This is a genomic window from Desulfothermus okinawensis JCM 13304 (assembly GCF_054654515.1).
This window is the reverse complement of record NZ_BAAIEW010000001.1, coordinates 171,405-193,627: the sequence shown is the minus strand read 5'-3', so window position 1 is coordinate 193,627 and position 22,223 is coordinate 171,405. Positions and strand designations below refer to the sequence as shown.

General features: G+C 38.1%; 25 protein-coding genes. 21 read left to right on the top strand and 4 right to left on the bottom strand.

What is annotated here, in order from left to right; all coding sequences use genetic code 11:
• Positions 1–34 precede the first annotated feature (34 nt).
• From ACYQ0O_RS00960 to ACYQ0O_RS00895, 14 genes are all read left to right on the top strand, one after another.
• Positions 35–1,567: a 2-isopropylmalate synthase gene (locus ACYQ0O_RS00960; RefSeq protein ID WP_459889786.1), complete on the top strand. Its 1,533-nt coding sequence runs from the start codon at positions 35–37 to the stop codon at positions 1,565–1,567.
• The gene (gene leuC, locus ACYQ0O_RS00955) at positions 1,552–2,841 is read left to right on the top strand and encodes a 3-isopropylmalate dehydratase large subunit (RefSeq protein WP_459889784.1); all 1,290 of its coding nucleotides are present in this window, start codon (positions 1,552–1,554) and stop codon (positions 2,839–2,841) included. The genes ACYQ0O_RS00960 and leuC overlap by 16 nt, the downstream gene beginning before the upstream one ends.
• Before the next feature lie 128 nt (positions 2,842–2,969).
• Positions 2,970–3,467, top strand: coding sequence for a 3-isopropylmalate dehydratase small subunit (locus tag ACYQ0O_RS00950; RefSeq protein ID WP_459889782.1), 498 nt, complete (start codon positions 2,970–2,972; stop codon positions 3,465–3,467).
• Between the two features lie 2 nt (positions 3,468–3,469).
• Positions 3,470–4,546 (top strand): 3-isopropylmalate dehydrogenase, encoded by a 1,077-nt coding sequence (gene leuB, locus ACYQ0O_RS00945; RefSeq protein ID WP_459889780.1) that lies wholly within the window; start codon positions 3,470–3,472, stop codon positions 4,544–4,546.
• Between the two features lie 48 nt (positions 4,547–4,594).
• A complete protein-coding gene (locus tag ACYQ0O_RS00940; RefSeq protein ID WP_459889778.1) occupies positions 4,595–8,197 on the top strand; it encodes a PEP/pyruvate-binding domain-containing protein in 3,603 nt (1,200 codons plus the stop codon).
• A 32-nt stretch (positions 8,198–8,229) separates the two neighbouring features.
• Positions 8,230–8,901 (top strand): protein-L-isoaspartate(D-aspartate) O-methyltransferase, encoded by a 672-nt coding sequence (locus ACYQ0O_RS00935; RefSeq protein WP_459889776.1) that lies wholly within the window; start codon positions 8,230–8,232, stop codon positions 8,899–8,901.
• Positions 8,901–9,485 carry a lytic transglycosylase domain-containing protein gene (locus ACYQ0O_RS00930; RefSeq protein WP_459889774.1) on the top strand — a complete coding sequence of 195 codons (585 nt, stop codon included), beginning with the start codon at positions 8,901–8,903 and terminating at the stop codon, positions 9,483–9,485. Before ACYQ0O_RS00935 ends, ACYQ0O_RS00930 begins: the two co-directional genes overlap by 1 nt.
• Positions 9,486–9,513: 28 nt before the next feature.
• A complete protein-coding gene (gene pgsA / locus ACYQ0O_RS00925) occupies positions 9,514–10,050 on the top strand; it encodes a CDP-diacylglycerol--glycerol-3-phosphate 3-phosphatidyltransferase (protein WP_459889772.1) in 537 nt (178 codons plus the stop codon).
• A 19-nt stretch (positions 10,051–10,069) separates the two neighbouring features.
• On the top strand, positions 10,070–11,152 hold the full coding sequence (locus ACYQ0O_RS00920) for a type IV pilus twitching motility protein PilT (protein ID WP_459889770.1): 1,083 nt from the start codon (positions 10,070–10,072) through the stop codon (positions 11,150–11,152).
• A gap of 31 nt (positions 11,153–11,183) precedes the next feature.
• Entirely contained in the window at positions 11,184–12,359 is a 1,176-nt protein-coding gene (locus tag ACYQ0O_RS00915) for a type IV pilus twitching motility protein PilT (RefSeq protein ID WP_459889768.1), read from the top strand.
• Between the two features lie 15 nt (positions 12,360–12,374).
• Positions 12,375–12,983: a zinc-ribbon domain-containing protein gene (locus tag ACYQ0O_RS00910; protein ID WP_459889766.1), complete on the top strand. Its 609-nt coding sequence runs from the start codon at positions 12,375–12,377 to the stop codon at positions 12,981–12,983.
• Positions 12,976–13,236: a hypothetical protein gene (locus ACYQ0O_RS00905; RefSeq protein WP_075067809.1), complete on the top strand. Its 261-nt coding sequence runs from the start codon at positions 12,976–12,978 to the stop codon at positions 13,234–13,236. Before ACYQ0O_RS00910 ends, ACYQ0O_RS00905 begins: the two co-directional genes overlap by 8 nt.
• A 14-nt stretch (positions 13,237–13,250) precedes the next feature.
• Complete coding sequence (locus ACYQ0O_RS00900; RefSeq protein ID WP_459889763.1) at positions 13,251–13,529, top strand: septum formation initiator family protein; 279 nt, start codon at positions 13,251–13,253, stop codon at positions 13,527–13,529.
• Between the two features lie 29 nt (positions 13,530–13,558).
• Positions 13,559–14,356: a tetratricopeptide repeat protein gene (locus ACYQ0O_RS00895; protein ID WP_459889761.1), complete on the top strand. Its 798-nt coding sequence runs from the start codon at positions 13,559–13,561 to the stop codon at positions 14,354–14,356.
• A 5-nt stretch (positions 14,357–14,361) separates the two neighbouring features.
• On the opposite strand, the gene ACYQ0O_RS00890 is transcribed toward ACYQ0O_RS00895, so the two are convergent.
• Both ACYQ0O_RS00890 and ACYQ0O_RS00885 read right to left on the bottom strand, forming a co-directional pair.
• The gene (locus ACYQ0O_RS00890) at positions 14,362–14,619 is read right to left on the bottom strand and encodes a hypothetical protein (RefSeq protein ID WP_075067811.1); all 258 of its coding nucleotides are present in this window, start codon (positions 14,617–14,619) and stop codon (positions 14,362–14,364) included.
• Complete coding sequence (locus tag ACYQ0O_RS00885) at positions 14,620–15,057, bottom strand: hypothetical protein (protein ID WP_459889759.1); 438 nt, start codon at positions 15,055–15,057, stop codon at positions 14,620–14,622.
• Between the two features lie 139 nt (positions 15,058–15,196).
• On the opposite strand from ACYQ0O_RS00885, the gene ACYQ0O_RS00880 reads away from it, so the two are divergent.
• The 7 genes from ACYQ0O_RS00880 (at position 15,197) to ACYQ0O_RS00850 (ending at position 20,936) form a co-directional block, all read left to right on the top strand.
• Entirely contained in the window at positions 15,197–15,922 is a 726-nt protein-coding gene (locus ACYQ0O_RS00880) for a hypothetical protein (RefSeq protein ID WP_459889757.1), read from the top strand.
• A gap of 26 nt (positions 15,923–15,948) precedes the next feature.
• Complete coding sequence (gene fbp / locus ACYQ0O_RS00875; protein ID WP_459889755.1) at positions 15,949–16,971, top strand: class 1 fructose-bisphosphatase; 1,023 nt, start codon at positions 15,949–15,951, stop codon at positions 16,969–16,971.
• Positions 16,972–16,978: 7 nt separating this feature from the next.
• Entirely contained in the window at positions 16,979–18,067 is a 1,089-nt protein-coding gene (gene tsaD / locus ACYQ0O_RS00870; RefSeq protein WP_459889753.1) for a tRNA (adenosine(37)-N6)-threonylcarbamoyltransferase complex transferase subunit TsaD, read from the top strand.
• 75 nt (positions 18,068–18,142) lie between these two features.
• Positions 18,143–18,463 (top strand): thioredoxin, encoded by a 321-nt coding sequence (trxA, locus tag ACYQ0O_RS00865; RefSeq protein ID WP_075067814.1) that lies wholly within the window; start codon positions 18,143–18,145, stop codon positions 18,461–18,463.
• A 2-nt stretch (positions 18,464–18,465) separates the two neighbouring features.
• Positions 18,466–19,386 (top strand): thioredoxin-disulfide reductase, encoded by a 921-nt coding sequence (trxB, locus tag ACYQ0O_RS00860; protein ID WP_459889751.1) that lies wholly within the window; start codon positions 18,466–18,468, stop codon positions 19,384–19,386.
• 21 nt (positions 19,387–19,407) lie between these two features.
• Positions 19,408–20,136, top strand: a complete 729-nt coding sequence (locus tag ACYQ0O_RS00855; protein ID WP_459889749.1) for an outer membrane protein assembly factor BamD — start codon at positions 19,408–19,410, stop codon at positions 20,134–20,136.
• Positions 20,109–20,936, top strand: coding sequence for a hypothetical protein (locus ACYQ0O_RS00850; RefSeq protein ID WP_459889747.1), 828 nt, complete (start codon positions 20,109–20,111; stop codon positions 20,934–20,936). Before ACYQ0O_RS00855 ends, ACYQ0O_RS00850 begins: the two co-directional genes overlap by 28 nt.
• Before the next feature lie 14 nt (positions 20,937–20,950).
• Here ACYQ0O_RS00850 and ACYQ0O_RS00845 read toward each other — a convergent pair whose 3' ends face one another.
• Together ACYQ0O_RS00845 and ACYQ0O_RS00840 are read right to left on the bottom strand one after the other, a co-directional pair.
• Positions 20,951–21,667 carry a hypothetical protein gene (locus tag ACYQ0O_RS00845; protein ID WP_459889745.1) on the bottom strand — a complete coding sequence of 239 codons (717 nt, stop codon included), beginning with the start codon at positions 21,665–21,667 and terminating at the stop codon, positions 20,951–20,953.
• The gene (locus ACYQ0O_RS00840) at positions 21,668–22,141 is read right to left on the bottom strand and encodes a chemotaxis protein CheW (RefSeq protein WP_075067818.1); all 474 of its coding nucleotides are present in this window, start codon (positions 22,139–22,141) and stop codon (positions 21,668–21,670) included.
• Positions 22,142–22,223: the final 82 nt, after the last annotated feature.

The following is a 22,223-nucleotide window of genomic DNA, read 5'->3' as shown; positions in this document are numbered from 1 at the left end:
TTATCTGCTTATCCAATTAAAGGGGGTAAAATACATGGCTGAAAAAATATATATTTTTGACACAACACTCAGGGATGGTGAGCAGTCTCCAGGGGCAACCATGAATACAGAGGAAAAAAAGAGATTGGCAAGACAACTTGATACTCTTGGAGTTGACGTAATTGAAGCTGGATTTCCAGCAGCTAGCCAGGGAGATTTTGAAGCAGTAAGAGAAATTTGTAAGGTTGTTGAAAATGCCCAGGTAGCAGCCCTTTGCAGGGCGTCAGATGCAGATATTGATAGGGGGTGGGAGGCCATAAAAGGTGCTCGTTATCCCAGAATTCACACATTTTTAGCCACATCAGATATACATATGCAACACAAACTGGGGATGAGTAGAGAAGAAGTGATTACAACTGTAAAAAAGGCGGTGTCCAGGGCAAGGGGATATACCCATAATGTTGAATTTTCCGCAGAAGATGCCTCTCGCTCAGATTGGGATTTTCTAGTAAAAGTGGTTGAAACAGCCATTGATGCTGGAGCCACTACAATAAATATTCCAGATACAGTGGGATACGCCCAACCAGAGGAATTTGGAGACTTAATTAGATATCTTAAGAAAAACGTACAAAATATTGATAAGGCCATTTTGAGTGTACATTGTCACAATGATTTAGGTCTGGCAACTGCTAATACCCTGGCTGCTGTAAAGGCTGGGGCAAGGCAAGTGGAAGTGACTTTATGCGGCATTGGGGAGAGGGCAGGAAATGCTGCCTTAGAAGAAGTGGTAATGGCCATTCATGTTAGAAATTCCTACTATGGTTTTGAGACCAATATAAAAAAGGAACTCCTCTATCCAGCCTGCAGACTACTCTCCATGATAATTGGTATGCCAATACCAGCATATAAGGCCGTAATTGGAGGAAATGCCTTTGCCCACGAGGCAGGAATTCACCAGCATGGCATACTCCAAAATAGATTGACCTATGAGATAATGACTCCAGAGTCCATAGGCAGACCACCATCAGAGTTAGTTCTGGGTAAACATTCAGGACGCCATGCCTGTAAACAGCAGTTGGAAAACCTTGGTTACAGACTGACTCCAGAGCAACTGGATCAGGTATTCAAAGCAGTTAAAAATTTAGCAGACAAGAAAAAACAGATCTTTTTAGAGGACTTGGAAGCCCTTGTATTGGAGGAGGTCTTCAGGATTCCAGATAAATACAAACTAAAATATCTATGCTCCATATCAGGGAACATGGCTATACCAACAGCTACCCTAAAGATGGAAGTAGATGGCACTGATGAGCAAATTTCAGAATTTGGAGTTGGGCCTGTTGATGCAGTATTTAATGCCATTAGCAAGTTAATTGGAAGACACCCCAAATTGCTGAAATTTTCCATAAATGCAATCACAGGGGGAACAGACGCCCAGGGTGAAGTAACAGTAAAATTGGAAGAGGGAAACAAGACAGCCATTGGGAGGGGCTCTGATCCAGATATTATTGTGGCAAGTGCAAAGGCATATATTAACGCATTAAATCGTCTCGCCCGGAAACAGGAGGAAAAGGTATGGGCAAGGGTTTAGTTCAAAAGATTTTGGAACCACATACAGAAGAAAAAGACTTTAAGGTTGGCCAGATAATCCAGTGCAAGATATCAAAGGTGCTTGCAAACGATATCACTGCGCCTCTTGCAATAAAATCCTTTGAAAAAATGGGGGCTGAAGCTGTATTTGATAGGGAAAAGGTACTCCTTGTCTGCGACCACTTCACCCCCAACAAGGACATAGCATCTGCAGAGCAGGTAAAACTAGTTAGAGAATTTGCAAAAAAAATGGGTGTTGTAAATTATTTTGAAGGGGGAGATGTTGGGGTTGAACACGCACTCTTACCTGAACTTGGTCTTGTTGAGCCAATGGACGTAGTTGTTGGTGCAGACAGCCACACCTGTACATATGGAGGTCTTGGAGCCTTTGCCACTGGACTTGGCAGTACTGATGTAGCTGCTGCCATGGCCCTTGGTGAGACATGGTTTAAGGTCCCTCCAACTATTTTTGTTGAATTAAAGGGCAAGTTGCCAAGATTCATTCAGGGAAAAGATATAGTTTTGAATTTAATAGGTAAAATTGGAGTAGATGGTGCACTTTATAAAGCCCTAGAATTTGGAGGTGAAGCCGTAAGCCAGCTCAATGTAGAAATGCGGATGACCATAGCCAATATGGCCATAGAAGCTGGGGGAAAAGTTGGCTTATTCCCCATTGATGAAATAACCCAAAAATACGAGGAAAGTAGAGGCAAAAAAGTAGATAAACTTCTGTTCCCAGATGAAGATGCAGAATATGAAGATAGAATAACCATAGAAGTGGACAGGTTATCTCCCCAAGTAGCCTGTCCCCACCTACCAGAAAATGTCAAACCAGTTGAAGAGGTAAAAGGTGTTCAAGTTGATCAAGTGGTTATTGGTTCCTGCACAAATGGAAGGATAACTGACTTGAGACAAGCAGCGGAAATTTTAAAGGGGAAAAAGGTAAAAAAGGGGGTAAGGCTGATCATTTTGCCGGCAACGCCAGGGATTTATAAGCAGGCACTAAAGGAAGGGCTTATAGAAATTTTTCTTGATGCAGAGGCCATTGTAGGACCACCTACCTGTGGCCCATGTCTTGGTGGTCATATGGGAATTCTGGCCTCAGGTGAGGTTGCTGTGGCTACCACCAACAGAAACTTTAGGGGCAGGATGGGAAGCCTGGACAGTTTTGTCTATCTGTCCAACCCTTACGTTGCAGCAGCAAGTGCCATTTGTGGTGAGATTGTCCATCCTGAAGTGGTTATGAGTAGGGAGAAGGGTGAAGGATGTATGTGAAAGGTGAGTGTATGTGGAAGTTACAGATCACAGACCACAGACATAGATCACAGCAAAGAAGGGTGAAGAGTACCTAAAACTTTGAACATTGAACCTTGAACGTTGAACTTAAAATAAAGAGGTATGTCATGGAGTTTAGAGGCAAAGTACATAAGTTAGGCGCCCACATAGATACTGATGCCATTATCCCTGCACGTTATTTAGTGACAACTGATGTAAAAGAGCTTGGCAACCACTGTATGGCAGGGCTGGATCCCAATTGGACAAAAAGGGTCTCACCAGGAGACATTATAGTAGCTGGTCCTAATTTTGGGTGTGGTTCATCAAGGGAGCATGCACCCCTGGCTATCTTGGGCGCAGGTATACCCATTGTTATTGCCCACAGTTTTGCCAGGATATTTTATCGAAATGCATTTAACATGGGACTTCCTTTGGTTGAGATTGGAAATATGTGGGAAAATATTGATGATGGCGATGAACTTTTGGTAAATCTAGTCAAAGGGAAATTACAGAATTTGACCAAAAATCAAATAATAAACACTCCTAAGTTGCCTGATTTTATGTTAAATTTACTAAAAGTTGGCGGACTTATTGAATATGTAAAAAACAAGATAAAGGGGAATTAAAGGTGAAAATCAGTATCTGCGTCCTACCAGGAGATGGCATTGGGCCAGAGATTGTGGAGCAAGGAGAAAAGGTATTAAAAAAAATAGCCCAAAAATTTAACCATGAAATCACAACAAAACATGCACTAATTGGCGGGTGTGCTATTGATAAATTTGGAGAGCCACTTCCTCAAAAAACAATAGATGTATGTCTAAAATCAGACGCAGTATTACTTGGTGCAGTTGGAGGCCCTAAGTGGGATCATGTGGACCACAGTATTAGACCTGAAAAAGGCTTGCTGGGGATAAGAAAGGCAATGGGTCTTTTCGCAAATCTTAGGCCAGCCAAGGTCTACAAAGAATTAAAAAATGCCTCATGTCTTAAAACAGAGATAGTTGAAAGAGGTATTGACCTAATAGTTGTAAGGGAACTTACTGGAGGAATCTATTTTGGAGAACCCAAAGGAATTGAGACAAGAGATGGGGAGAGATTTGGATATAACACAATGGTATACTCTGAGACTGAGATCAGGCGGATTGCAAAGGTAGCCTTTGAAATTGCAAGGGTTAGGAACAAAAAAGTATGTTCTGTAGACAAAGCCAATGTGCTTGATGTATCCAGACTCTGGAGGGAAGTTGTAGAAGATGTAGCAAGAGAATATCCAGATATTGATCTCCAGCACATGTATGTGGATAATGCTGCCATGCAACTTGTGTTAAATCCTTCACAATTTGATGTTATTGTTACATCAAATCTTTTTGGAGACATTTTGTCTGATGAAGCATCAATAATCACAGGATCAATTGGAATGCTTCCTTCGGCATCCATTAAAAAGACAAATGGGCCTGGTCTCTATGAACCTATACACGGATCAGCCCCTGATATTGCTGGTCTGGATAAGGCCAATCCCCTTGCTACCATTCTCTCACTTGCAATGATGTTCAGATATTCCTTTTCACTGGAACAAGAGGCCATAGCTATAGAAAGTTCTGTAAATCAAGTCCTTTCCGAGGGGTACAGGACACAGGACATTTATTCAGAGGGACTTAAGCTTGTATCGTGTTCAAAAATGGGGGATTTGGTGGCCTCACATATCTAGCGTTAAACATTAAATGTGAAATGGATAACGTAATTTAAGGAGGAAATGATGGCAAAACAAAAGGAAAACAAGGGAATGCCCAGTGTGGATATAAAGTTAAAAGAACAGGTAAAGACAAAAGTAGTAGTGTCAACAGAAGAGCTAGAAAAAAAGCTTGTACTAAGTGGCAGCGAGATCGTTTTGCTTGGAAAACAAGGTGAATATCTAGTTGGTGGTAAAAACTATAATACCGCTATTATTAGCCAGATTGACGGAATTAGGGCTCCCCAATTCAGGGCGATTTCAGCCAAGGCATTTCATAAACTACTGGACGAAACCAATGTCAATGCAACCTTGATCAGGGAGGTTGTTGAGCGAGAGTATGAACAGGTAGATTGGAACAGTGTTGAGGTGAACAGTGATCCAGAATTTTTGAGAAAATTTGTAAGATCAACAGCAGAAAAGGTAAAAAAGCTTCAAGAAAGGGAAGGACAAAGGTTAATCAAACTCAGAAAATTTATAAATAATGTGGTTGAAGGTTTTGCAACCTCCCCTGAAGGAATAGATCAACTAAGAAAACGCTCAGTTCTTGTTCAGGTTGCCATTTTGTCAGTTGATCTACCAGAAGAGGTAAAAGAGGCAGTGCGCAAGGCCTATAGGGACATCTGCAAAGAGGTTGGAGAAGAAAATGTAAGGGTGGCAGTTAGATCCTCTGCTGCAGGCGAAGACAGCGCTAAAAAGGCCTTTGCAGGACTTCAAGACACTTACCTCAACATAACTTCAGAAGAAGAAGTTGTGCGTGCATATCAATGGGACTGTGCATCTGCATACAACTTGCGCTCCATGACCTATAGGAGAGAAGCAATTTTAGATGCTGTGGATCTAGCTGAAAAGACTGGTGACGATACCATTGCAGAAAATGCCAAAAAAGAATGGGCTATTGAAAATACTTCCCTCTCTGTTTGCATAATGAGAATGATAAATCCAGTTATATCTGGTACAGCATTTTCTGCAGATACGGCTACTGGTTGTAGAGGTACAGACAGAAATGATTTAGTATCAATCGATGCCAGCTACGGTCTTGGGGAGGCAGTGGTCTCAGGCATGGTAACCCCGGATAAATACTACGTATTTCAAAGGGATGATGGGCAGGAAGTGGTTATCAGGCAGATGGGGAAGAAGGACAAAAAAATTGTATACAAGGAAGATGGCAGTGGAACTGTAGTTGTAAGTGTATCTGATGATGAAATATACAAGTGGTCCCTATCCCTTGCACAAGCAGAAGAGGTAGCCAGGGGTGTTAGAAACATTAGCAAGGCCTATGGTGGAATCATAATGGATACAGAGTTCTGCATTGATGAATGGGACAGACTCTGGTTTGTCCAGGCAAGGCCTGAAACAAGGTGGAATATAGAATTTGAGAAGCATCCTTATACAATCTACATGAAAAGGTTGGAGGTTGACCCCAAGGCCCTGGAACATGCAGAGGTACTCTTAACTGGAAATGGCGCATCTAGGGGAGCTGGAAGTGGTAAGGTGAGGTTCCTTCGCTCTGCCCTTGAGTTAAATAAGATCAACAAAGGTGATATTCTCGCAGCTGAGAGGACAGATCCTGATATGGTACCTGGAATGAGGATTGCGTCTGCCGTGCTTGCAAGTGCAGGTGGAGATACTTCCCATGCGGCAATTACATCAAGGGAACTTGGAATCCCTTCAGTTATTGGAATAAACAAAGTGGAGTCTTTGAGGGCATTGGATGGTCAAGAAGTAACAGTGGATGGCTCCAGGGGAAAGGTGTATAGGGGCGCCCTTCCTTTAATAGAAGTTGGTGGTGAAGTGGATGTATCCAAACTTCCCCCCACAAAGACCAAAATAGGATTAATACTGGCAGATGTTGGTCAGGCAATGTTTCTATCCAGACTAAGATATTCACCAGACTTTGAGGTGGGACTTTTGCGCGCTGAGTTTATGCTTGGAAATATTGGGGTCCACCCAATGGCACTTGAGGCATATGACAATGGAACTTTAAATGTCTATGTGGAAGAAAAACTAAAGGAATTGGATAACGAACTCACAAAGATAATAAAGGAACAACTGGACCTTGGGATACTCACCTTTGACCTAAATTTAAGAAAATATGTTGGAATAATATCTGGCTTAACTGATATAATCGAGGATCTTAGTGGTAGGGTAACAGCAGGAAGAGAGGAAGAGCTGGCTGTTCAAAGAAAGATCAGGGAATGCGACAGAGCATTGGATGCATATCTGGAGAATGCAACCCATTATTTAAATGAGATAAAGACATCAACTGACATAAAAGAACACATTGCCTATGTCATGGGATACTATGACAAATTATTAACCCTCGGGGACTCCCCTGAAGATAGACAAAAGAAACAAGAAATAGAAGAGCACATAAATTCCCAATATGAGAGGATAAAAGATGACCCAGAAGTAAGACATGTAATCGAAAGGATTAAAAGACTCAGAGAAGATGTTGCCCAAAAAGTGGGACTTGGACAAAGAATGGATGAGGTCAGAAATCTACCTAAAAAGATATCAGAGCATATTAAAAGCAAAGGCTATAGGACAGGCAAGGAACTATATGTACAATCTCTGGCACAGGGCCTGGCCCTTTTTGCCATGGCATTTTATGGTAGGGAGATCATTTACAGGACCACAGACTTTAAAACCAATGAGTACAGAAACCTTGTGGGCGGACTTTTATTTGAACAAATAGAAGACAATCCCATGTTGGGGTATAGGGGTGTATCAAGAAACCTACATGACTGGGAAATAGAAGCATTTAAACTGGCCAGGGGGGCATATGGAGGTAAAAATCTTTGTTTAATGCTGCCCTTTGTAAGGACTTTAGAAGAGGCCAGGTCCATGAAAAGGTATCTTGAGCACGTCCACAACTTAAAGAGCGGTGAAGATGGCTTAAAGATCATTCAGATGTCAGAAATTCCAAGTAATGCCATACTCGCAAAGGAATTTATAAAGGAATTTGACGGTTTTTCCATTGGTTCAAACGACATGACCCAGCTTGTATTGGGAACAGATAGGGATAATCCCAGGCTTAGAAAGGTATATGATGAAGAAGATCCAGCAGTGGTATGGGCAATTTTAACCACTATTTTAACAGGCCAAAAATATGGGAAAAAAGTGGGGTTCTGTGGCCAGGGTGTATCTAATAGTAAAATAATTAGAGGACTTGTATGTATTGCAGGGATAGTATCAGCCTCTGTTGTTCCTGATACCTATGCACAGACCAAATATGACGTGTTTGAGCTTGAGCAGGAAAATATACCTTTAAAGAATCTAGGCAAGTGGCTAAAGCAACAACACTTTGAGAGACTTTGTAATATTCTAAAACAAGAAGGATACGGTCATATCATAAAACAAAATACCACAGCAGCAGATATACTCCAGTGGTATGAGGGGGAAATAAACAGGCTCAGCAGGCAACTAAATAACAATTTACAGACCCCCAAGGAACAATTCTATAGAAATGAACTGGAATCCTTTAGGGACAAATTACATAAACCTGTAATCTACTCTAATTGGAACTGGGATCAGACAGTTTTAGACGCCTTGCACCAGGCTGGTTTTTCTTCTTTTGAAGAACAAGAAGAGGCCTTAAAAAAACAAAGAGAAAAATACAGCCATTAAAAAAGATATAAGGTCCTGATCAGGTTAGATAGATGCACCTAGATTTTAGACTGAGAAGAAAAAAAATGGTACAGGAGCAGGTAATTGGCAGAGGAATCAAAGATCCTGCTGTTATCTCAGCCATGTTAAAAGTAAAGAGACATCAGTTTGTGGATGAGGCACTAGCTGCCAGGGCATATTTAGGGGGATCACTTCCAATAGGATATGGTCAAACAATATCACAACCGTATATTGTTGCAAAAATGACTGAAGCACTTGAATTATCGCCTAACATGAAGGTATTGGAAATTGGAACAGGATCTGGCTATCAGGCAGCTGTGCTTGCTGAGATGGGGGCAGAAGTCTACACTGTTGAACGTATAAAACCCTTGTACATTAAGGCATTAAACCTACTCACCAAACTTAGATATTTTAATGTGAAGCTGAAGTTAGACGACGGAACTTTAGGCTGGAAGGAATTTGCTCCATATGACAGAATAATTGTTACTGCTGGTGGTCCTGAAATCCCATATCCTTTATTTGAACAACTAAAGGATCCTGGAATCCTGGTTATCCCAACTGGGGATGTACAGAGGAAACAGCGCCTTATCAAGATCTTAAAAAAGGATGGGAAATACCTAAAAAAGGACCTGGGACCTGCTCAATTTGTGGAGTTAGTAGGTAAATATGGATGGGTAAAGGGAGGCACTAAAGGGATAAATTAATGATAAGACTTTTTTATTGTCTCATTATTTTCTTATTTTTTTTACCCACTTTTTTAGATGCAGGAACCATATACTTTTATAAAGACAAAAATGGTGTATTACACTTTACAGATATCCCAACTAATCCAAAATACAAACCCTTTATTTCAGAATACAGCCTAATTGATAAAGAACAAATAAAAAAGATCTTGAAAAGGTACTGTAGAATTTACAATGTAGACTACAACCTTGCCTATTCTATCCTTGCAGTTGAATCCAACTTTAATCCCAATGCAATATCTAAAAAGGGAGCCAAGGGCCTAATGCAGATTGTTCCCATCACTCAAAGGGAACTGGACGTGTTTTCTCCTTTTGATCCAGAAGAAAATATCGAAGGTGGAATAAGGTATTTGAGAAAACTCATGGATATGTTCCACAAAATAGAACTTGTGGTAGCTGCATATAATGCTGGACCAGGCACAGTAAAAAAATATCACGGGATTCCTCCTTACCTAGAGACACAAAGATATGTAAAAAAAGTCTTAGAGTTATATAGCAATCTAAAGAAGAAAAACTATCCCATGGCGTTATCCAGGGAAGAGTAGTAGAAATTTATATTTCATGGAGGAATTAATGATTAACAAGGCAAATCAAATGACATTACTCAGGATTTTAGCTATTCCTTTTATAATTCTTTTGCTTTATTTCCCTAGCAGACTTACCTGTTTATTGGCCACTGTGGTGTTTGTGCTGGCTTCTATAACTGATTTCTTAGATGGTTTTTTGGCCAGGAGATACAATTTAATTAGCAACGTGGGAAAATTTCTAGACCCTCTTGCAGACAAATTACTCATTATGTCCGCCTTAATTATGCTCACATACCTAAAATGGATACCTGCCTGGATTTCTATTTTGATAATTGGCAGGGAAATGACTGTTACAGGCCTTCGGGCAATTGCTTCAGAAAAGGGAATAGTAATTGCAGCAGACAAATACGGGAAATTAAAGACGCTGTTTCAAATAATTGCACTGAGTCCCCTTATTTTTCATTATCCCATAAAAGGATTTAATCCATCATATTGGGGAAATATTTTTCTCTATATTGCACTTGCATTAACTCTGTTCTCTGGTGTAAATTACACATATAAATTCTTAAAAGAAGTAAGCTAAAAACCAGTGAGGGGAATAAATGGCACAAATTGATGCTTTTTTCAAAATGATGCACGAAGTTGGTGCATCTGATTTACACCTCTCTTCAGGCTCTCAACCAATAATCCGACTACATGGAGACCTCCAGAGAGTAAAATATAAGGTTCTGGAGCACGAAGAGTTAAAAAAGATGCTGTATGAGATAACCCCAGAGGCAAAGGTAAAAGAATTCGAAGAGACTGGAGATATTGATTTTGCCTATGAAGTGCCCAATTTAGCAAGGTATAGGGCAAACTATTTTTTGCAAGGCAGGGGAATTGCAGCAGTTTTTAGGGAAATTCCCCAAAAAATCTTGACCATAGATGAATTGGGACTTCCCCCTATCCTTAAAAATTTGACAATGTTACCTAAAGGGCTGGTACTTGTCACTGGTCCAACTGGAAGTGGTAAATCAACTACACTTGCTGCAATGATTGATTACGCCAATAGAAACAGAAAAGATCACATTCTTACCATTGAGGATCCAATTGAATTTGTACACCAACCCATTAATTGTCTTATAAATCAAAGGGAAGTGGGTAGGGATACTAGGAGTTTTAAAGCAGCCCTAAGGGGTGCCCTTCGTGAAGATCCAGATATTATTCTAGTAGGTGAAATGAGGGATTTTGAGACAATCGCCCTTGCCTTAGAGGCTGCTGAAACTGGTCACCTGGTGTTTGGAACCCTTCATACTATTTCAGCATCAAAGACAATTGACAGAATTATTGAGGTATTCCCATTTGAAATGCAGGGACAGATCCGTTCATCCTTAGCAGATTCTCTACGTGGAATAATAGCCCAAAATCTGTTTAAGAGAATAGACAAAAAAGGTAGGGTTGCTGCCCTGGAAATCTTAATTGCAACTCCTGCTGTTAGAAATTTAATTAGGGAAAACAAGGTATTTCAGATCAACTCTATGATTGAGACTGGAAGAAAACATGGAATGCAATCGTTAGATGACGCAATTATGAAACTACTTGAAAAGGGAATTATTGATCCAGAGCAAGCATATAACAAAGCAGTAAACAAAGAAAAATTTAGGCAATTTTTGGCAGAACCGCCAAAGGATTTCACTGAAGCCTAAATGGAAATTAAAAATCCTGGAGATGTAATTTATGTTGAGGTCACAATTGGACCACATGGTTGGACAAATTTTAGATTTTGCCCCTAAAACATCTGATATAATATTCACAGTGGGAAAGAGAATACAAGCAGAAGTAGATGGAGAACTAGCAGACATACCTGTTGAACCTGACCCTGGCAAACTAAAGCCGTGGCAGATTGATTGTATTGTAGAATGCCTTCTCAATAGAAATATAAAACTTTATCAGGACCTAATAAAGAGCGGCTCATGCGACTTATCATATGAGCTCAGGGGTCGTTCTAGATTTAGGGTAAACGTATTCAATCAAAAGGGTTCCCTGGCTATAGTTATGAGAAAACTTTCCATGGAGCCACCTTCTATTCATGAGTTGGGATTACCTGAAATATTCTATGAGATGGCGAAGGAAAAATTTGGGCTTATTCTGGTCACAGGTGCAACAGGAACAGGTAAATCCACCTCTCTGGCAGCTCTGATAGACTATATAAATTCCACCCAAAAAAAACACATTATTACCCTTGAAGATCCAATAGAATTTATCCATCCACACAAAATGGCCACTATAAATCAAAGGGAACTTGGAATTGATTTTGATACATTCGCCTCTGGTCTAAGGGCTGCTCTTCGTCAGGCCCCAAAAATAATCCTTGTTGGCGAAATTAGAGACAGAGAAACCATAGAAATAGCCCTTGAGGCCTCAGAGACTGGTCACCTGGTTCTTGGGACCCTGCACACTTCTGATGCTGGACAAACAGTAAACAGGATAATAGGAATGTTTGAACTTGCAGAAGAAAGACTTATAAGGGGTCGTCTGTCTGAGAGCCTAAAGTACGTGGTATCACAAAGGCTTCTTCCCAAAAAACAAGGGGGAAGGGTAGCAGCTTTTGAAGTTATGGTAAACAATATAAGAGTGCGCGACTTAATTGTTAATGGAGAAGAAGGAGAAAAGACATTCTACAATATAATAGAATCTGGATCTACCTATGGTATGATAACCTTTGATCAATACATTGCAAAATTGTTTGAAGATGGCATTATAACAGAAGAAGTAGCCATGTTAAATGGTTCAGACAAAGCAAGACTTGGACAGATGATTGATAAAATAAAGGCTAAGAGAGGGGAGAAAGTTACAGATATAGATGGGCTAGAGTTAGATCTAGATTATGAAAAAAGGATATCAGGGAAATAACAAAAGGAATTTTGTATGGATATACACTGTGGTAACTGTAATAAAAAATTTAAAATACCAGATGAAAAAATCCCTAATGTGGCAAAATTCAGTGTGAGATGTCCTGGGTGCGGAGAAAAAATCCAAATTGTTAGGGATACTGAACCAAATCCCACGGAACATAGAGTTGATAAGACCTATAATTTGCCGTCAATTGAACCAGAGATGCATCCACCTGGATCAAAAGTCGCGTTCTTATTTTTAGATCAAAAGGAACTATTTGACAAACTAAAAAAAATATTAAAGGATTTAGACTATATAATAAGTACTGCCTCTAACATTGAGGAAGCCCTGGCAAAAATAAATTTAAATAGATATGATATGATAATTTTTTCTGATAATGAAGAGGCATTGAAAATTCTGAGTGAAATAGATCTGTGGCCAGGTAATTTAAGAAGACAAATAAACGTAATAGCAATGGGAAGAAACTCAAAGACATTTGATCCCAATAGGGAATTTATTTTGGGCATAAATTCATATATTTCACTTGATGACGCTGAAAATATAGAAAACCTAATCCAAGATGTCATTAAAAGACACAAGGATTTTTTAACTCCATGGAGATTTGTAAAGGAAAATGAATAACAAAAAGATAAAATTACAACTTGTAAATTGGATAGACTTTATCCTTGAAACTCAGAATATTTTTAGGAATATAATTGGAGCGAGCTATTTTGAAAAAGAATTTTTATTTTTAGAAAAATTCAGGAAAAATATCCATAAAATGGATATCTCAGATAAGGACTTTGAAAAGATTGAATTCATGACAAAGAATTTGTGCCAGGAAATTAATAACTGTATATTAAATTTAAACAAATTAAAATACATACAAAACTAAACTGAGGTATTGGCTTGAAACTATTAAAGGTTGGAGCGATCTTTTTACTAATTTTAAATCTATTTTTATTGTACAGAATTATTTTTTCCCCAATGGGAATTCCCAATTTATTAAAATTAAAAAACATAAGAGCTGAATACAGAAAAAAAATAAAAAAACTCCACTTACAAAACATTGAACTAAGCAGAAAGATCCAGCTCATAAAAAATAATTCAGAGTTTCAGGAAAAAATAATTAGACAAAAACTTCACCTTGGGAAAAAAGGTGAATTGCTCTACATCAGGGCTAATTGAATCCAAAGTTTACATAATGGGAATAAAATATGATTCTAGATGAGAGGATAAAATTTTTTGAAGAGATACTGGAACAAGAGCCGTCATCTAAACTCTTTTTTCAACTGGCAAAGCTCTATTTTGAAAAAGGAGATATAGATAGATGCATATCCACTTTAAAAATGGGATTGGAAAAAAACCCCGACCATGTTGAAGCCAGGCTCCTTTTAATTGAACTCCTCTCAAAAAATAAACAAAATAAAGAGGCAAATTTTCATACTGAAAAAATTCACTCCCTTTTGACAACCTACTCCGCTTTTTGGAAGAATTGGGCAGACCTTGTTGCCAACAAGGGAAATTATGAGTTGGCGTTGATAATATCTCTTTTAAGTATAATTTTTAAAAATGGAACTACCTCTAATATAAGTGAGTCCCTATACAACTATTTAAATAGTGACCAATCTTTCAAAGGAGAACATATAGCAATAGATGAGCACACAGTAGTAGAGGCCCAAAAAAAGGACATGGATAACAAGGTAGGGACCAGAGAAGAGGGAGATAATCAAGTAAAAGAGGAGATAGATTTCAAAACCAAGACCATGGCGGACATATTAATGGCACAGGGCGATTTTAAAGGCGCCATTAATATTTACAGAGAACTCCTTGAAAAGGAATCAGATGAAGCAAAGATAGCTGAACTCAACGAATCTATCAAACAAGCTGAAAAAAAGCTCTCCCAATTAACCATTACCAGGAATCAAACTAATAGAAAGGACAAGGCCAAAAAGAAAAAACTTTTAGTGAATTTAAAAAAACTGGCAAACAGACTAGAGGCCAGGGCAATTTAATGTTCTTATACTAAAATTTCCCTTTCTTCCAGGTCTTTTATCTGTTCTTCTAGTTCTTTAATGTCTCGATCAATGGTCTCAATCTTCTTTTGATAAATACTCTTTTCTCTTTCCAGTGCCTGCATTTTTATTTTAATGGAATTGATACTTTCCCTTAACCTTCTCTCTTTAACAGACATTTGTGAGCTGTTTTGTTGGTACATATAACCTAGTACCCAAAAAGATATCAAAAATATAATTATTGCAGAAATTCCTATAACCATTTATCCATCTTTCCCTATTTTTGACTTAACAAGTTCAGCCCCCTTTGCATCCAACTTGCCCAACATAACCAGCACATCCACAATGGAAAGAGGAGAATTGTTATTTTTTATAAACTCTTTTGCTTTTTTTATATCATGGAGGGAGACCAATTTTTCAGAAAGTAAAATTTTAACCTCGTCAGGCTTGGATTCTGCCTCTTCCTTTGCTTTGACCTCTTGTTTATTTTTTAATTTTACATAGTAGGCTTCCTTCTCTTGGAGCTCTTTTTTTAACACCTCTACCTCACCTTTTAGCTCTTCATATTTTGTCCTGATCTTGTTATATTCATCCTCAACTCTGGTAGAGGTATTTCTAAATTTTTCTTTCATATTCAAATAAATAAAAAAATCAATAGAGGTGAACGCAATAACTAATAAAAAGATTACTCCAAATTCCATTTTTATCCCCTTTTTTGGGTTGCCTTTTATGAGTCAAACAGGATAGAAGTTCAAGGGTACTGCAAATGATTTTTTGTTAATTATTAATAAAATTTTATTTCTTTTACAATATAAAAAAATAAGAATAGGAGGATACGATTTGAAGAAGTTATTCTGGGTGTGTTTTTTCATGATCTTTTTTACAGGGTGCTCATCTATCTGGTCAAAGGTAACCTATCTATGGGAAGGACGATTTTTAAAGGTGGACACAAAAATCTCCCAAAAGAGGTGGAAACTGCCCAGGGGTGAGAAAAAAATAGCAGATACTTTTTATAATTTTGATACTGAGCTGGACCAACTCATAAATATCATTGAAACTTTGTCCATTGACAACTTTGAACAAAAATCAAATATAGTCCTATCCCAAAGGCCCTGGATACTGGGGATATATATAATGGAGAGCAAAAATGGTCAGGTTAGTTTAAGAAAACAAAGGGGTGAAAAACTATGCATAGCAAAAGAAAATATTAATGATCTATACTCAAAGGAGACCTTAAATCCTATATCTTATCTTATTTCTAAAAACAAACTTATTATTGTTAACCGCCAGAGGAATGGAGAGGATAATTACTATCTTATTTCAATTGTAGTAGATTTAAAGAATTTGGCCTTTCACAAGTGCAACCTGCTACAAAAATTTGGAATTGTAGCTGACAACCATGTAATTATTGGAAATGGAATTAATACAGCTAATCTCTCTGGAATTCATTGGAATTCGTTGATAAAAAAACAAATTAAGGGTATAATACATACGAGAAAAGCCAATTTTTATTGGTTGGTGAGATTTTTAGGGGAAAAACCTATTTTTTATTTAATTAAGTTATAAAAATTAACACCTTAAGGAGGCCATAGATGAGACAGGTAACTGTTGTGGAACATCTTCTGCTACACCAGAAGCAGGTTCCAATGGCAACTGGACGCTTTACCAGACTTTTAAATGAACTAATCTTATCTGCAAAAATTATATCCAGAGAGGTAAATAAAGCTGGCCTGGTAGACATTTTGGGTTATACAGGGGACAAAAATGTCCATGGGGAACAGGTTACTAGACTTGATGAGTATGCCCATAGAGTAATTGTCCATAGGATGCAAAGGGCAGGGGTTCTCTGTGCAATGGCATCAGAAGAACATGCTGACCTTATCCAAATACCCCATGGGCTACCACTTGGAGATTATTTTTTGGTATTTGATCCCCTGGATGGGTCATCAAATATTGAAGCCAATGTCAATATTGGAACAATTTTCTCCATATATAGGGCCAAAAGGGAGAGAGTTGGTCCAGAAGTTGAGTTAAGCGATGTGCTTCAAAAGGGAGTTGAGCAGGTGGCAGCTGGATATTTTATCTATGGCCCATCAACAATGATGGTATATACCACCAAGGATGGAGGCGTTCACGGTTTTACCCTGGATCCAACAGTTGGAGAATTTCTACTTTCACACCCAGATATCAGAATACCTGACCAAGGTAAGATCTACTCAGTAAATGAAGCTTATTGGAATTACTGGGACGGGGCCACCCAGAAGGTGGTTTCTACTTTTAAGGATCCAAATAGTGATTTGGGAAAACTATACAGTTTAAGGTACATTGGCTCATTGGTTGCTGATTTTCATAGGACACTGCTATATGGTGGCATTTTCATGTATCCTGCAGATTACAGGGACCCCAAAAAGCCCAAGGGAAAGCTTAGATTGCTCTACGAGGCTTCTCCTCTGGCAATGGTTGCAGAACACGCTGGGGGAATGGCTACTGATGGCCTAAAACGGATATTGGAGATAGAACCCCAGGAGTTGCATCAGAGGACACCACTTTTTATAGGATCTAAAAAAGAGGTGGAGAAGGTCCAAGAAATATACAAAGAAAGTAAAAGCGATTAACTATAATATGACCATATACCTAGGGATTGAGACATCTTGTGATGAAACTGGACTGGCGTTGTTACAAGATAATGAAATATTATGTGAAAAGCTTATCTCTCAAGAAAATATACACGCTGTTTATGGAGGAGTTGTACCTGAAATTGCCTCGAGAAACCACTTAGAGGCTATCCCAATTTTGTTTACACAACTTTTAGATGAATCGTCGCTAACTCCAGAAGACATTGATGTTGTATGTGTTGCAAGGGGGCCTGGACTCATGGGGAGCCTGCTCGTTGGACTAGGATTTGCGAAAGGGCTATGCATCTCTTTGGACGTTCCTTTAATTGGCGTAAATCACCTCCATGCCCATATCCTCTCATGTGTTATTGACAAACATATTGAGTTTCCAGCAATTGGCCTCCTAATATCAGGAGGCCACACCCAACTATATATAATAAAAGATCCTATAACATTTGAGCTTATAGGAAGGACATTGGATGATGCAGTGGGCGAAGCCTTTGACAAGACCGCAAAATTACTAAACCTCTCTTATCCAGGTGGAAAATATATTGACATACTGTCCCAGCATGAAACTCCAGAACCAAATATGTTTCCAATTCCTTATATAGACAATAAAAATCTGGATTTTAGTTTTAGTGGACTAAAAACCGCGGTGCTTAATTTTATAAACAAACATCCAGAAATCAGGCTTAATAAAATGCCCACAAAAATTAATCGTGAGCACATAAAAAAAATGAGCCCAATGATAGCTAAGGTCTGTTCTTCTTTTAATCACTGCGTTGCAAAAACCCTGGAAATTAAGTTGGATAGGGCAATAAAAAACTTTAAAGGAATTAAGTCAATATTAGTTGCAGGGGGAGTTGCAGCCAACTCTATAATCAGAAGTTACCTAAGGGGCCTTGCTACTAATTACTCTTTGCCTATCTATTTCCCAGAGCAGAGATTTTGCACAGACAATGGTATTATGATAGCCTTTGGAGGAAAGATCTTATTTGAAAGGGGTTTTGTACATCCAATAGATATTGATGCAATACCCAGAGGTCGTCCCATCCCCTTTGACTACTTAAATGCTAAAACAAGAGTTGACAAATAACACATCTTGCTAATATCTATATTTAACATATTGGTGAGCAAATTTATAATTTAACTATTTTTTCAGGAGGAACTTATGGCAAATCCAGTTAATGACAACAATTTCGAGGCAGAAGTGTTAAAAAGTGAATTGCCAGTATTGGTTGACTTTTGGGCACCCTGGTGTGGACCTTGTAGGGCTATTGCACCGGTTGTAGAAGAATTGGCCCAAGAATATGAGGGGAAAATCAAAATAGTAAAAATGAATGTTGATGAAAATCCATCCACACCAAGTAAATATGGCATTAGAGCCATACCAACACTTATTTTATTTAAAAATGGTGAAGTTGTATCACAAGTTACAGGCGCGGTTGCAAAAAGTAACCTGAAAAAGATGATAGATGAAAAGGCGTTTTAACAATGAAAAAATATGAGGCTTTTGTAATTGGCGGAGGACCCTCAGGGATAACAGCCTGTATGTATTTGCTTAGAGCGGGACTTGAAATTGGATGGGCTGAGAAATTTGCCCCTGGAGGACAGGTGTTAAATACAGAGATTATTGAAAACTATCCTGGATTTCCAGAGGGGATAAAAGGATATGAGCTCATGGCAAAAATGGAAAACCACCTGTCCTCCTTTGATGTGGACAAGTTTACAGATGAAGTCCTTGAAATACAACATGCATATAAAGACAACAAAATAATACTCTCAGAACAAGAGGTTAGATCCAAAACTGTGATTATTTGCACTGGAGCAAGCCATAGAAAGTTGGGCATACCTGGAGAAGAAGAATTTACAGGCAGAGGTGTGTCCTATTGTGCCCTTTGTGATGGTATGTTTTTCAAGGATCAGGTGGTGGCCTGTATTGGAGGGGGTAATACTGCACTGGAAGAATCCCTATATCTCTCAAAATTAGCGAAAAAAGTATATCTAATCCACAGGAGAGATCAATTTAGGGGATACAAAATATATCAAGAACGAGTACTCAACAATCCCAAAATAGAGGTTATCTACGACTCAGTGGTTGAAGAAATAAGAGGAAAAGAAAATGTTGAGGAAATTTTAGTGTTAAATAGAAAAACCCAGGACAAAACACAGCTAAAAGTAGACGGGGTCTTTGTCTTTATTGGGATGAGTCCAAATAGCAATTTTGTTCCACAAGATTTAAATCTAGATGAAAAGGGATTTATTGTAACAGACAATGAGATGAGAACCAACCTACCTGGTATCTTTGCAGCAGGAGATGTGAGATCAAAGACCTGTAGACAAGTTGTCACAGCAGCTGGAGATGGGGCACAGGCTGCTCACTCTGCATACCTTTTCCTCCAGGGAAATAATTAAATCAAGCACTGGATATAAAATATGAAAATCAGATTAACTGTAGTGAGTATATTTTTTTGTCTGGTGTTTTCGGGTTGTGGGATTATTGACTACTATTTTTTAAAACCAAAGCCAAAAACACCACTTGAACTCTTAGAAGCTGGACAAGATGCCTTAAATGAAAAAGATTATGACAATGCAATAGAATACTTCCAGAAAATGAAAGACAAATATCCCTTTAGCCCTTATACAGTTAGGGCAGAGCTACTCCTTGGTGATAGCTATTTTTATGCAAAAAAATATGAAGAGGCCGAAACCACCTATAAAGAATTTGAGTCCCTACATCCTGGTCACAAAAATATAGACTATGTAATATTCCAGATCGGTTTATCCAATTACATGCAAAAACCAAGTATAGATCTCCCTCAACTATGTATACAAGAAGCAATATCCTATTTTACCAGATTAATTGAGGCCTATCCCCGTTCTAAATATATTCCCAGGGCTAAAAAACTTTTAAGAAAATGTAGATACATTCTCGCAAAACATGAAATATACATTGCCAATTTTTACTTCAGGACAAAGCGATACAAAGGAGCGTGGAAGAGATTTGAATACATTCAAAAAAACTTTCCTGAATTCAAAGAGATAGTGAATTATTCAAAATACATGGCTAAGGTTTCATATATAAGATATGACCTAAAATTATCAAAACAAAGACAAGAAAAAAAATATGGAGGCCTATGGGTAAAAATAAAGAGCTGGCTATAGAGGAAGTTGTAAAAGCTAATAAGCTTTGCCCCATAGAGGACTATGAGTTTGACAGGGCTTATGATAGTATAGAACCATATGTTAAATCTATAATAAAAAAATCTATCTCCCTTAGTTATAAAATTTTTCAGAAAAAACTAGCCACTGCATCTTCAATAAAAAAAGATCACTATTTTTTTGAACAAATAGAGATAATAAAAACATATCAAAAGAAAAAAGGAGTGCTTGTTTTTCTATCTAAAGAAGTAGACTCTCTCGCCCAATTAATAGCCCTTTTGATAATTCCAAGGATACTTGGCATTGATACTTATGTAGTAGGAAGCTACAACACATGGCCAATAAATATATTGGTTACGTTGGAACTTTTGGGAATACCTGATGTGTATAGGATGACGGATGGACACGTGGGGAATTTAAAATTAGGCTTTGACCCATTTTGGTCCTATTTTTGGGTGGGAAGCTCCAATACCTCTCTACAAAACTTTATACAACATATTGCGCCTCCAAGGTATGGAGTTGTGGTTAAACGCAATAATTCCAAATCAGGTGTAAACCAAAAACACATCAAAATAAGCCATCCCTCATTAAATCTAATAGAGGTGAGTGTGGATAAATCTGAAAAGTCATACAGAGAACTAAATTTTAAAAGGGTAGATGTTATTTATACAGATGAGATGATATATAACCCGCTACCATCTAGCCTCATACTTGGGAGGGGTTTCGAGACCTTCTGGATGTGGCCACAAGTCAATATTAAAGACTTCTTTGTGGAGCGATACTATTTTTACACGGAAAAGTAATTGGTTTACCTTACCTATTCTTCATCCATATATTTTTTGATTACTTCTATTAAATTAATCTTATTTGAACTGGATCTATAGTCCCCAACAAAATGATCAATCTCAACTCCATGTTTATTGCAAAAAGACTTGAGAGATGGTTTAGCCATACATCCAATTAATACACATCCATTTTGTCTTCCCCAAACAAAATGAGGACCATCACCTCCAGAATCACCGATTAAAAAAATCCTCTTGATTTTATATTTTGTTGCCACAAAGAAAGTATTTTTGGGCTTGTCATCTATTTCATTTAGCTCCAAAAAAGAATGCCCTTTGGAAGACATATTAAATCTTATAAACGGGCTACCGCTGATTATTCTTATATTGGAAAGTAGCCCCAGGGATATAGCTCTCTCAAAATACCCTATAAAACCAGTTGTATTAATCATAAAAAGTATGTGATTATCTCTACACCAATTAATAAACTCAAATATACCTGGGTAGACAGAAAACTTTTCCTTTAAGTAATAATCCATATCTGTTTGAGTTATTGCACCAGGTAAAAAACTCTTTATTTTACCCAGTGCATCTTTATAAGATATCTGATTTGATGTATATTTAATAAAAATATCCTGAACCTTTTCTGAAAGTTCAGGATATCTGAAAGTTATAGGATCAAAGGGCCTGGATGGAGACAAACATTCATTCCAATCTGAAGATATAAGTGCTCGATACTTATTTTTATCCATCTACATCATCTGCAAAGATGCTTTTTCTTCTTTACTTAAAGTCTTGGTGAGATCTAATAATATAAGCAATCTGTCTTCTAGCTTGCCCACTCCTTTAATATATTCAGACTCTACCCCTGCTACTATAGGTGGAGGTGGTTCCACTGTATCTATTGGAATACGCAATACCTCTGACACTTCATCCACCACGAGTCCCACTGTTATCTCTTCTACCTTTACCACTATAATCCTCGTGGCTTTATCATGGGATTTTTCTTCCAGGCCAAATCTCTTTCTCAAATCTATTATGGGGATTACCCTACCACGTAAATTAATCACCCCTTCCACAAAATCAGGTGCATTAGGGACAGAGGTAATGTTTTGCATCCTTATTATTTCCTGAACTTGCATAATATCCACGCCAAATTCTTCATCTCCAAGCTTAAATGAAACTAACTGTAGCATCTGGTCATGTTTTTGTTTTGTGTCTTGCATACTTTCCTCTCCCTTTTTTGAGGTTAACAAAAATATATATCACTGGGAGATGTATCTACTTTAGACAAAAAACCAACTATTG